Source organism: Phenylobacterium sp. (assembly GCF_004799395.1).
In the GTDB taxonomy this organism is placed as follows: domain Bacteria; phylum Pseudomonadota; class Alphaproteobacteria; order Caulobacterales; family Caulobacteraceae; genus Phenylobacterium.
In genome coordinates this window covers 1-10,432 of sequence record NZ_SSMZ01000120.1, presented here as the reverse complement: position 1 = coordinate 10,432, position 10,432 = coordinate 1, and the positions used below count along the sequence as shown (strand labels likewise).

The following is a 10,432-nucleotide window of genomic DNA, read 5'->3' as shown; positions in this document are numbered from 1 at the left end:
CCGTTAGGTGCGCCCAATATTTCGGCGATATCATAGCCAGCTGCCTTGACACTCCCTGATCGCCCCAGGCGACTGATTTCGCGGCGGCGATTATCAATCCCCCTCGTAGGCGCTCATGGATAAGGTTTGCGGCAACGCCGATGTTTGGGTGCACTCCCTGAACCAAGGTGAGCGCGGCGCGCGGCTTCAACCACCCCTCTAGTTCGTCTGCTGTCAGGTTGACTTCCGCCATCGAGCCGCAAGCTCGGGCGCACGGCTCCGCCAGTCAACTAGGTCCAGTATGTTGTTGCGCCTATGACCGATCCTCAACCCGCCAGCACCGCCTTCGCCCGCCTCCGCCGCGCCGTCGAGAGCACCGACCCGGAGGTCGAGAGCTTCGTCGAGCGATTTGGCCTGGCGTACATGGCCACGCTCACCCCGGGAGAGGCCCTCAGGTGGGAGCGGATGATCACACAGCTGGCGCAGGCCGCCGAGGAACTGGGCTACGACGCCACGGCCGAGGAGATCGATCGGCGGGCGCAGGAGCTGGAGAAGCGACCGACGTAGCTGCGCGGGTCTAAGGTTTGCCCAGTCCTGGCCAGAACCGAATCAGATCAGAGTTCTTGATCCGTTCGCCGGTAGTGGAGGCCTCAAAATGAGCTTCAAGCAAGGTGACCTCGTTACCGTCATTGGCCGCTCTTCACCAATGACCGTTATGAACAGCAACGGCGAGGACATCGCGGTCAGCGAATATGATCCCAAACGGAAAATGTGGCGCCAACAGACCTACAAGGCGGGCGTTCTCAGGCTCGCGCCGAGACGCCGGCCTATCACCGTCACGTTCTGACAATGCGCCTCAGCGAATTCATTCAGGACATGCTCTACGAGATCGCCGAGGGCGTGCATGGCGGAAGCCTGAAAGCCCGTGATCTCGTTGCCATAGTGCCGGTGAGCCTCAACGGCGAACACGTCGGCGAGAAAAACTACATTGAGTTTGACGTGTCGGTGGTCGTTAGCGAGGCCGAAGAAAAGAAGGCTGGTGGAGACGGGAAGCTCGGCGGTGAGATCAACGTCGCCTCGGTGGCCAAGATCAGCGCAAGCTTGGGAGGAACTGCCGAGGGATCGAGTTCAGCCAAAGCCGAGCAAACCCACAGGGTGACGTTCAAAGTCCCGATCTATTGGGCCGCCAATTATCGCGACAACCCAGCGACCAAGGCCGAAGCGGCGGCGTTCGAGGCGCGCCGCGCCGAAAATTAATTCGTCTAGCCTGGAGGTCCCATTTCAAGCCCCTTCCAGCCACCATCAGATGGGGGGCGATGTGTGGGTAGCGTTTGCGAGAAAATATAATCTATTGAAGTTATTGATGTTTTTAGAAGGAATGGCGGTGACGGAGGGATTCGAACCCTCGATACCCTTTCAGGTATGACGATTTAGCAAACCGTTGCCTTCAGCCACTCGGCCACGTCACCTTGCTGAAAACGCTCAGGATTCCTCCTGGCGCCGTCGCCCCGCGGCGGACCCGGATCGATGGGCCCGCGGCAGGAGCGCGGTTTCTAGCCGACGGCGGCGGTTCTGCCTAGACGGCTAGCGCGGCGTTGCGGCGGCGAATGAGACTGCCCAGGCCAAAGAAACCCACGATCAGCATGGCCCACGAGGCCGGCTCCGGCACGCCCAGGATGGATTCCCCCGAGCGCAGCTCGGCCACGTCCACGCCGGCGTCCGGGGTGAACTCCGTCGAGAAGGTGTGCAGGGCGTCGATGTCGCCGCCGCGGTTGGTGAGAAGCTGCAGGCCAGCCACCACCAGCACAGTCTGCCCGGGCGCGAGCATCAGGGGCCCCGCGGTCTCGGTCGAGCCGGAGCAGGAGCCGGTGGTCGTGCTGATGGTCGGCGAAGGCGAAGTCACCCCGTTTACCAGGTTACCGCCGCCGTTGACCGCCGACAGCACCCCCGACTGGCCGCAGCCGGCCAGGAACACGCTGTCGAACAGGGTTTGGGCGTCTGGTGTCCCCAGGTCGGTGATGATCGAAGGATCCCACACTGCCAGGTAGCTCGTGGCGATCGCCCCGCCGGGCAAGGTCCCGCCGTCCGTGCCGTCGAAGCTGTCGATGTGCAGGTCGCCGCTGATCTGGAACGGCGTCGCGACGCTGCCGGTGTTGGTGTAGCTCTGATAGCCGAACGCGTTGATGCCCATCCGCTCGCTCGCGCCGGATGCGGAGGAGGCGTTCAGCACCGGCAGGTCGGAGGCGCCGAAGCTGACGAGCCCGGTCACCGAGGCGGTGGGGTCGTTGGGCAGGGTCACGGTCTGGTTGAACAGGTTGACGATGGTCTGCCCGGTCAGGGTCAGGGTGGTGTTGGACGTCGACGAGGTTCCCCCCGAGATGGCGCTCCCGACAATGACCTGATCCAGCGTGCTGCCGTCGCAGACGCCGGCGCCGGCCGCGGTGCAGTCGCGATAGGTTCCGAAGGCCGCCGACCCGTAGGCCTGCGCCGCCGCGGGCGTGGAAACGCCGAAGGCCGACAGGCCAAGCGCGGCCGCCGCCAAAAGTCCAAAACGCAGATTCATTTTTGCTCGCCCTCACGATACCGGGCAAGCCTGACGAAACCGCCCAAGCGTCACATTGGCGTAACGGGTTACGCTTCTGCAAGCGGTCTCACCTGGGGGTTGAAAACCTCGCAGGTGGGGCGAAGCGGCGAAGCCGTCCCGATTGGGCGCGCCGGGCTGAGGCCGCGCGCCACCCGTCCAGGCGGCCCTGGCGAGCCCGCCGGCCGGCCGTGGCCTTCGCCTCAGCCGTGGGCGAGCCACTCGCGGGCCTGGCGCTGCGCCTCGGCCACTTCATCGGAGGCCATCTCTTCCGAGAGCTCCTTGCGGTAGATCTTGGCTTCCATCGAGCCGCGCATGGCGGCCAGGTTGAACAGCATGTGCGCCGACACGTAATCGAGCGGCGCGCCGCCCTGGCCCGTCGAATAGAGCAGGCCCAGACGGAAAAGTTCGTCGCCTGTGGCTTCCGCACCCGGCAGCGGGAGCCCTTCGTTGGCGACTTGCATTTGAGCAAGCATGACCTTTGTCCCTGTTTTGACCGGCTGGCATCCGTTCTGGATACCTCTGTTCGGCCTTATCGAGGGGCATGGAAGCAGGCGCGCGCTGAACACATGGTTAAGGCCGCTGTTGTCAGTCCTTCATCTGGCCACAAATGTTAAAAGGTCGCACGTTCGGCCATCGGCCGGCGGGGCGAGCTGCGCAGAGAACCGGCTGAACCCGTTCAGGCGCAGTTCAGGCGTGCCTGACATTGTAAGCATTGGCCCCATACTGGCTATGGGGTCGGGGGACGCGTTGTTGAGGATAACTGGCGAAATGCGCCGCCTGATCGCGCTCCTGGCCGCTGTCGCGATCGCCGCCGGACCCCTGGCGGCGGCCGGCTCGGCCATGGGCAAGGATCGCCGTGAAGTCCGCCGCGAGCAGGCCCCTGCCCGCGGAGAGGCGCCGCGCTGGGCGCAAGGCCGCCAGGCGCCGGCGCAAGGCCAGCAGGCCTATCGCGGCGAGGAGTACCGCAGCGGCGGCGGGTCTGGCTACGATCCCAGGAGCTATCCGCAGGCCGCGCCACAGGCCGATCCCAGGATGAACCCGCGCTACGGCTACCGCGCCGATCCGCGCTACGATCCGCGTGTCTACGCGGCTCCGCCCGCCTATGGCGGCGGCGCGGCGGGGCGCGGCGGCTATCTGGGTCCCCGGGCTGGAGGCGAGGTTATCCAGGATCCGGGCCGCTTCCGTCTGCGCCCGGCGCCGCGCGGCTATTCGTGGGTGCGCACCGCCCGCGGCATGGCGCTGGTCTCGCAGTCCACCGGCCAGGTCTTCGACGTCGTGCCTTACTAGGGCTGCCGGCGCTAGTTGTTGTTCGCGATCACCTGCAGGGCCCGGTGTAACGGCCGCCCGGAGCGGCCGCGGAATTGCCTGAGGCGGCTCAGCCGCCGAGTTTGGCCTTCAGCATCTGGTTGATGACGCCCGGATTGGCCTTGCCGCCGGTCTCCTTCATTACCTGACCGACGAACCAGCCGATGGCCTGGGGCTTTTCCTTCACCTGGGCGGCCTGTCCGGGATTGTCGGCGATCAGCTTGTCGATGATCTCTTCCAGGGCGCCGGTGTCGGAGACCTGTCTCAGACCCTGCTTCTCGACGATCTCGCCCGCCGCGCCCTCGCCCGCCCACATGCGTTCGAAGACGTCCTTGGCGATCTTCGAGGAGATCACGCCCTCTTCGATCAGCTGGACCAGCTCGGCGATGGCCGCCGGGCTGATGGGGCTGTCCTCGATGTCGAGGCCCGCGGCGGTGAGGCGCGCGGCCAGGTCGTTGGTGACCCAGTTGGCGGTGAGCTTGGCGTCGCGGCCCTTGGCGGCGGCCTCATAGAAGTCGGCCCGCGCCTGTTCGGTGATCAGCACCTGGGCGTCGTAGGCGGTGAGGCCGTACTGCGCTTGCAGGCGCGCCTTCTTGGCGTCTGGCAGCTCCGGCAGGGTGGCCTCGATGGCCTTCACCCACGCCGGGTCAAGTTCCAGCGGCAGCAGATCCGGATCGGGGAAGTAGCGATAGTCGTGCGCCTCTTCCTTGGAGCGCATGGAGCGCGTCTCGCCCTTGGTCGGGTCGAACAGACGGGTCTCCTGGTCGATCTTGCCGCCGTCCTCCAGGATCTCGATCTGGCGGCGGGCCTCATATTCGATGGCCGCCTGGATGTATCGGTAGGAATTGACGTTCTTGATCTCGCAGCGCGTGCCGAGGTGGCTGAAGCTGCCGGTCGCGCGGAACTTCTCGTAGTCTCCGGGGCGGCAGACCGAGACGTTCACGTCGGCGCGCAGGTTGCCCTTCTCCATGTCGCCGTCGCAGGTGCCCAGGTAGATCAGGATGGTCCGCAGCTTCTTCACATAGGCCGCGGCCTCCTCCGAGGTGCGCATGTCTGGCATGGAGACGATCTCCATCAGCGCGGTGCCGGCCCGATTCAGATCGACGTAGGTGGCGTTGGGGTCCTGGTCGTGAAGCAACTTCGCGGCGTCCTGCTCCAGGTGCAGGCGCTCGATGCGCACGGTGAAGGTCGAGCCGTCGTCGTGCTCGACGATGACCTCGCCCTCGCCCACGATCGGGTGCTTGTACTGGCTGATCTGATAGCCCTGCGGCAGGTCGGGATAGAAGTAGTTCTTCCGGTCGAAGTGGCTCTTCAGGTTGATTTGCGCCTTGAGGCCAAGACCGGTCTTCACCGCCTGCTCGACGCAGTGGCGGTTGATCACCGGCAGCATGCCGGGCAGGGCCGCGTCCACCAGACTGACCTGGGTGTTGGGGCCCGCGCCGGCGCCCACAGCCGCGCCGGAGAACAGCTTGGCGTTGGAGGCGACCTGGGCGTGCACCTCCAGGCCAAGGACGATTTCCCAGGGGCCGGTGCGGCCTTCGATCAGTTTGCTCTTCTCGCTCATGGCGTTTCCCTAGCGCCGCCCGCCGCAAAGCGGAAGGCCAGCGGCAAGGATGACTCAAGCGTCACCTTGCGCGCCGCGGCAAATGAGGCCATCAATTTCCGACGGACGAAGAGGCTGGGAGCCCGATCTCGACAAGCTGCAATAAACGAGCAACGTTCGTAATCTCGCCCCTTTTCTGGGCGAGCCAAATTGCCGCGCTATCGCCTCACTAGTTGCGCGGCGCCCCGCAGTCGCACTCATGCTTCGCGGACAACACCATTGGGGAAGGACCCACAAGCCATGAAGACCAAGCTCGTTGCGGGCCTTGCCGCCCTCGCGACCCTCGCCGCCATTCCTGCGTTCGCGCAAACCCCGGCGCCGGCCGGCGGCCCGATGACGGTCGACAAGTCGACCATCGGGGCCATCTGGGCCGACGACAAGGGCAAAGCCGTCCTGCAGAAGGACGTCCCCGGGATCGAACAGTACATGGACCAGATCAAGGACATGACCTTGGCCCAGGTGGCTCCGATGAGCCAAGGCGCCATCGACGACGCCAAGCTGAAGCAAATCCAGGCCGACCTCGACAAGGCGTCGGGCAAGTAACACCGCCGTCCAACGGCTGAGCTCGAAGGACCCCTCGCCTCACGGCGGGGGGTCTTTTATTTGGCTGCGGTCTGTGGCGCGGTGTCGGGTGCCGACTCCCTCAGCAGCGGCGTGATCAGGGCGTCGAAGCTATTGTCGTCGAACGCGCCCGCTGCGGCGAAACGCACGATGCCCGACCGGTCGATGACGTAGCTGGTCGGGACCGCGCCCTTGATCCCATACGCGAAGCCCGAGACGCTCGTCCCGAGCGGATAGTGCAGGATGCCTTGCAGCGGCTGCAGCTTGCGGGCCGGGAAGTCGAGTTCGGTGGTGACCGCGTAGATCTTCAGGTCCGCGCCGGGATGTGTCCGGAGGTAGTTCTCGAAGGTGACCATCTCGGCCTTGCAGGGCGTGCACCAGGTCGCCCAGCGGTTGATCACCACCACCTTGCCCTTCAGGTCCATGGAGCTGACCTGGGACTTGTCCAGCAGATGGATCGTGTAGGGTTTGGCGGGCTTTCCCACCTCGTCAGCCGGCGGCGCAGCGGCGGCGGCCGCGGCGCCTGCCAGCACAATGAGGCTTGCGGCTAAGCTACCGATTTTCCAAGATTTCATGGCGCGATCAATGCCCCCCGGCACGCGCCCCGCCAGGGGACGCGCGGTCGCAGCCTACCACCACTTCGCAGGTTTAGCCTGGAAGTTGGCGGCCTTTTCCAGCGCCCCGCCGAGCGAGAACAGCGTCCCCTCGTCGAGGGCCCGGCCGATCAGTTGCAGGCCGAGCGGCAGGCCCGAGGCGTCGAGACCGGCGGGAATGCTCATGCCCGGCAGGCCCGCCAGGTTCACCGTCACCGTGAAGATGTCGTTGAGGTACATGGCCACCGGATCGTCCGACCGGTCGCCCAGGCCGAAAGCCGCGCTGGGCGCGGTGGGCGTCAGAAGCGCATCGACCTTCTCGAAAGCCTGGTCGAAGTCGTCGGCGATCCGGCGGCGGACCTTCAGCGCCTTGACGTAATAGGCGTCGTAGTAGCCCGCCGAGAGCACATAGGTGCCGATCAGGATGCGGCGCTTCACCTCGGCGCCGAAACCCTCGGCGCGGGACTTCTCATAGGTGTCGGTCAGGTTGGCGCCCTCGACGCGCAGGCCGTAGCGCATGCCGTCGTAGCGGGCGAGGTTCGAGGAGGCCTCGGCCGGCGCCACGATGTAATAGGCGGGCAGCGCGTACTTGGTGTGCGGCAGGCTCACCTCGACGATCTCGCAGCCGGCGTCCTTCAGCCAGGCGATGCCCTGTTCCCAGAGCGCATCGATCTCGGCCGGCATGTTGTCGACGCGGTATTCCTTGGGCACGCCAATCCTCAAGCCCTTGACCGATTTTCCGACAAAGCTCGCGAAATCAGGTGTTTCAACGGGAAGGCTCGTGGAATCCTTCGGGTCGTGGCCGGCCATGGAAGTGAGCAGGATCGCGGTGTCCTCGACCGTCCGCGCCATCGGCCCGGCCTGGTCCAGCGACGACGCAAAGGCCACGATCCCCCAGCGCGAGCAGCGGCCGTAGGTCGGCTTGATGCCGACCGTGCCGGTGAACGACGCCGGCTGGCGGATCGATCCGCCGGTGTCGGTGGCCGTGGCGCCCAGGCAAAGCTGCGCCGCCACCGCCGCTGCCGAGCCCCCAGACGAACCGCCAGGGGTCAGCTTGGTGTTGCCGCCCTGCGCCCGCCACGGGTTGACCACCGGGCCCCAGGCCGAGGTTTCGTTGGACGAGCCCATGGCGAACTCGTCCAGGTTCAGCTTGCCGAGCATCACCGCGCCGTCGCGCCACAGGTTCGAGGTGACCGTGCTTTCATAGGTCGGCACGAACTCGCCGATGATCTTCGAGCCGGCGGTCGAGCGAACGCCCTTCGTGCAGAAGAGGTCCTTGATCCCGAGCGGCGCGCCGTCCAGCGGTCCGGCGTTCCCGGAGGCGCGGCGCGCGTCCGAGGCCTTGGCCATCTCGATGGCCTTGTCCGGGGTCTCCAGCACATAGGCGTTCAGCGCGCGGGCGGCCTCCACGGCCTCCACGTGCGCCTGGGTGATCTCCACCGAGGAGAAGGACTTGTCGTTGAGGCCGTCCAGCGCGGCCTTCAAAGTGAGGGACGTCAGGTCGGACATCTATTCGACCACCTTGGGCACAACGTAGAAATTCCCCGCCCGTTTGGGCGAGTTGGACAGCACCACCTCAGGATCGCCGCCGTCGGTGACCACGTCGTCGCGCATCGGCAGCGGCACATGGACCGCAGAGGCCATCGGCTCGACGCCATCGGTGTCGACCTCGTTCAGCTGCTCGATCCAGGCCATGATGCCGTTCAGCTCCTTGGCCAGACCCTCCAGCTTCTCCTCCGGCTCGGCGATCCTCGCGAGCCTCGCGACCTTGCGTACGGTCGCCGCGTCGATGGCCATCGGGCCCTCCATGAACTTGAGGGCGTGGGTTAGCCGTGCGAGGGCGCCTATTGCAAGCTATGGGTGGCCGATGGCCGTCCTCGACCTCCTCGAACTCCCCGCCGCGCTACCGGCTTACGCACCCCTGGTGGGGCTCGATCTGGGCGAGAAGACCATCGGGGTGGCGGTCTCCGACGCCACGCGCATTGTGGCGAGCCCGCTGGAGCTGATCCGCAAGGTGAAGTTCACCGACGACGCCAAGGCTCTGTTCAAGCTGATGGAGAGCCGCGGAGCCGCCGGCATCGTCATCGGCCTGCCGGTGAACATGGACGGGACCGAAGGGCCGCGCTGCCAGTCGAGCCGCGCCTTCGCGCGCAACATCTTGCGCCTGAAGGACATCCCCATCGCCTTCTGGGACGAGCGGATGAGCTCCATGGCCATCAACCGCATGCTGATCGACGAGGCCGACATGAACCGCGCCCGGCGCGCCGAGGTGGTCGACAAGGCCGCCGCCGGCTGGATCCTGCAAGGCGCCCTGGACCGGCTACGGAACGCCTAGAGGCCGCCAGCGAACAGGTCGATCTTGCCGATCTGGACACCCTTGGCGCGCAGGATCCCGTAAGCGGTCGAAAGGTGGAAATAGAGATTGGTGGTCGCAAACACGGTGAGCCACTGCGACGCCGGCAGGGTCGGCGTCATGCCGTTGCCGATCTCCACGGTAAGCGGGGCGTCATCGCGGCCGGCGAACTGCTCGGGCGTCAGTGCGGCGAGATAGGCCTTGGCCTCGGCGATGGCGGCCTTGAAGCCGGCCAGGTCCAAGGTGTCCGCGATGGCCTCGGGAACCGGCAAGCTCGCCACCCGCGCGGTCCATTGGCGAGAGAAGTTGCAGACCACCATCGCCTGAAAGCGCAGGGGCGCCATATCGTCGATCAGTCGCCAGTCGAGCATCTCGGTTTCCGAGACGCCGATTGCCTTGGCGTGCTCCGCGCCCTTGCCGAGCAGGCTGTCGAGAGTGGTGAGCTGCCGAGAGAACAGGTCGACGAAGGTGAACAGGCTGACGGTCACGGGGCGATTCCTAGGCTTGAGGCGAGCTTGTCCTAGCCGGCCGGGAGAGAGTCGGCAAAGGGGCGCTTCCCTCACCGATCAAAGCCGCCTAAGACGCCCCTTTAATGACTACGACGCCGCCTGGTCTGAACGAGGTCCTGCAACGGACCTTCTCCTTCCCGAAGCGGCATTTCCTATCCAGCACGGACCTGAACGAGGTCGAGGTGGCCAACCTCCTCGATCTGGCCGACGGATTCGTCAGCCTGAACCGGCAGACCTCGAAGAAGCTCGACCTGCTCAAGGGCAGGACGCTGATGAACCTGTTCTTCGAGAACTCGACGCGCACCCAGAGCTCGTTCGAACTGGCCGGCAAGCGACTGGGCGCCGACGTCGTCAACATGAGCCCCCGCTCCTCCTCCATCGCCAAGGGCGAGACCCTGATCGACACGGCGGTGACGCTGAACGCCATGCAGCCGGACCTGCTGGTGGTGCGCCATTCCTCGTCCGGCGCGGCGTCCCTGCTGTCGCAGAAGGTCTCCTGCTCGGTGATCAACGCCGGCGATGGCCAGCACGAGCACCCGACCCAGGCGCTGCTGGATGCGCTCTCCATGCGCCGCGCCTTCGGGCGGATCGCGGGGCTGAAGGTGGCGATCTGCGGGGACGTGGCCCATTCCCGCGTCGCGCGCTCCAACGTCGCCCTGCTGCAGATGCTGGGCGCGGAGGTGCGGCTGGTGGGGCCGCCGACGCTGATGCCGCCGCAGGCCGACCGCTGGAACGTGGCCATCTTCCACGACATGCGCGAGGGCGTCGCCGGCTGCGACGTGGTGATGATGCTGCGCCTGCAGCTGGAGCGCATGGATGGGGTCATGGCGCCGTCGCAACGCGAATATTTCCGCTTCTTCGGCCTCGACCGCGAAAAGCTGGCCTTCGCCGCGCCGCATGTGCGGGTGATGCACCCGGGCCCGATGAACCGCGGGGTCGAGATCG

Annotated in this window: 14 protein-coding genes and 1 tRNA gene; 7 read left to right on the top strand and 8 right to left on the bottom strand. The window is 66.0% G+C overall.

Annotation, left to right across the window (positions count from 1 at the left end):
* Positions 1 to 294: 294 nt before the first annotated feature.
* The 3 genes from E8A12_RS08365 to E8A12_RS08355 all read left to right on the top strand — a co-directional run bounded on the left by E8A12_RS08365 (position 295) and on the right by E8A12_RS08355 (position 1,236).
* A complete protein-coding gene (locus E8A12_RS08365) occupies positions 295 to 546 on the top strand; it encodes a hypothetical protein (protein ID WP_293367563.1) in 252 nt (83 codons plus the stop codon).
* Positions 547 to 634: 88 nt separating this feature from the next.
* Complete coding sequence (locus E8A12_RS08360; RefSeq protein ID WP_293367561.1) at positions 635 to 826, top strand: hypothetical protein; 192 nt, start codon at positions 635 to 637, stop codon at positions 824 to 826.
* Between the two features lie 29 nt (positions 827 to 855).
* Positions 856 to 1,236 (top strand): hypothetical protein, encoded by a 381-nt coding sequence (locus E8A12_RS08355; RefSeq protein ID WP_293367559.1) that lies wholly within the window; start codon positions 856 to 858, stop codon positions 1,234 to 1,236.
* A 122-nt stretch (positions 1,237 to 1,358) separates the two neighbouring features.
* Here the strand turns inward: E8A12_RS08355 and E8A12_RS08350 are convergent.
* The 3 genes from E8A12_RS08350 to E8A12_RS08340 form a co-directional block, all read right to left on the bottom strand.
* A tRNA-Ser gene (locus tag E8A12_RS08350) sits at positions 1,359 to 1,448 on the bottom strand.
* Between the two features lie 107 nt (positions 1,449 to 1,555).
* Entirely contained in the window at positions 1,556 to 2,542 is a 987-nt protein-coding gene (locus E8A12_RS08345) for a PEPxxWA-CTERM sorting domain-containing protein (RefSeq protein WP_293367557.1), read from the bottom strand.
* A gap of 221 nt (positions 2,543 to 2,763) precedes the next feature.
* On the bottom strand, positions 2,764 to 3,036 hold the full coding sequence (locus E8A12_RS08340) for a sel1 repeat family protein (RefSeq protein ID WP_293367555.1): 273 nt from the start codon (positions 3,034 to 3,036) through the stop codon (positions 2,764 to 2,766).
* A gap of 295 nt (positions 3,037 to 3,331) precedes the next feature.
* Here E8A12_RS08340 and E8A12_RS08335 point away from each other — a divergent pair, with 295 nt between their 5' ends.
* The gene (locus tag E8A12_RS08335; RefSeq protein ID WP_293367553.1) at positions 3,332 to 3,850 is read left to right on the top strand and encodes an RcnB family protein; all 519 of its coding nucleotides are present in this window, start codon (positions 3,332 to 3,334) and stop codon (positions 3,848 to 3,850) included.
* Positions 3,851 to 3,938: 88 nt separating this feature from the next.
* Here the strand turns inward: E8A12_RS08335 and gatB are convergent, their stop codons facing one another.
* Entirely contained in the window at positions 3,939 to 5,432 is a 1,494-nt protein-coding gene (gene gatB / locus E8A12_RS08330; RefSeq protein ID WP_293367551.1) for an Asp-tRNA(Asn)/Glu-tRNA(Gln) amidotransferase subunit GatB, read from the bottom strand.
* Positions 5,433 to 5,711: 279 nt separating this feature from the next.
* Between gatB and E8A12_RS08325 the strand changes: the two genes are divergently transcribed.
* Positions 5,712 to 6,014: a hypothetical protein gene (locus tag E8A12_RS08325; protein WP_293367549.1), complete on the top strand. Its 303-nt coding sequence runs from the start codon at positions 5,712 to 5,714 to the stop codon at positions 6,012 to 6,014.
* Positions 6,015 to 6,070: 56 nt separating this feature from the next.
* Here E8A12_RS08325 and E8A12_RS08320 read toward each other — a convergent pair whose 3' ends face one another.
* Genes E8A12_RS08320 through gatC form a run of 3 tightly spaced genes read right to left on the bottom strand, consistent with a single transcriptional unit; the run spans position 6,071 to position 8,422 of the window.
* Positions 6,071 to 6,607, bottom strand: a complete 537-nt coding sequence (locus E8A12_RS08320) for a TlpA disulfide reductase family protein (protein ID WP_293367547.1) — start codon at positions 6,605 to 6,607, stop codon at positions 6,071 to 6,073.
* Positions 6,608 to 6,661: 54 nt separating this feature from the next.
* Positions 6,662 to 8,134: an Asp-tRNA(Asn)/Glu-tRNA(Gln) amidotransferase subunit GatA gene (gene gatA, locus E8A12_RS08315; RefSeq protein WP_293367545.1), complete on the bottom strand. Its 1,473-nt coding sequence runs from the start codon at positions 8,132 to 8,134 to the stop codon at positions 6,662 to 6,664.
* Entirely contained in the window at positions 8,135 to 8,422 is a 288-nt protein-coding gene (gene gatC / locus E8A12_RS08310) for an Asp-tRNA(Asn)/Glu-tRNA(Gln) amidotransferase subunit GatC (protein ID WP_293367543.1), read from the bottom strand. It lies immediately after the preceding gene.
* 70 nt (positions 8,423 to 8,492) lie between these two features.
* Here gatC and ruvX point away from each other — a divergent pair, with 70 nt between their 5' ends.
* Entirely contained in the window at positions 8,493 to 8,960 is a 468-nt protein-coding gene (ruvX, locus tag E8A12_RS08305) for a Holliday junction resolvase RuvX (RefSeq protein WP_293367541.1), read from the top strand.
* On the opposite strand, the gene E8A12_RS08300 is transcribed toward ruvX, so the two are convergent.
* Positions 8,957 to 9,466, bottom strand: coding sequence for a DUF1993 domain-containing protein (locus E8A12_RS08300; RefSeq protein WP_293367539.1), 510 nt, complete (start codon positions 9,464 to 9,466; stop codon positions 8,957 to 8,959). The two genes, ruvX and E8A12_RS08300, sit on opposite strands and share 4 nt — an antisense overlap.
* 104 nt (positions 9,467 to 9,570) lie before the next feature.
* On the opposite strand from E8A12_RS08300, the gene E8A12_RS08295 reads away from it, so the two are divergent.
* The coding region (locus E8A12_RS08295) for an aspartate carbamoyltransferase catalytic subunit (protein WP_293367537.1) at positions 9,571 to 10,432 on the top strand (862 nt) is incomplete at its 3' end.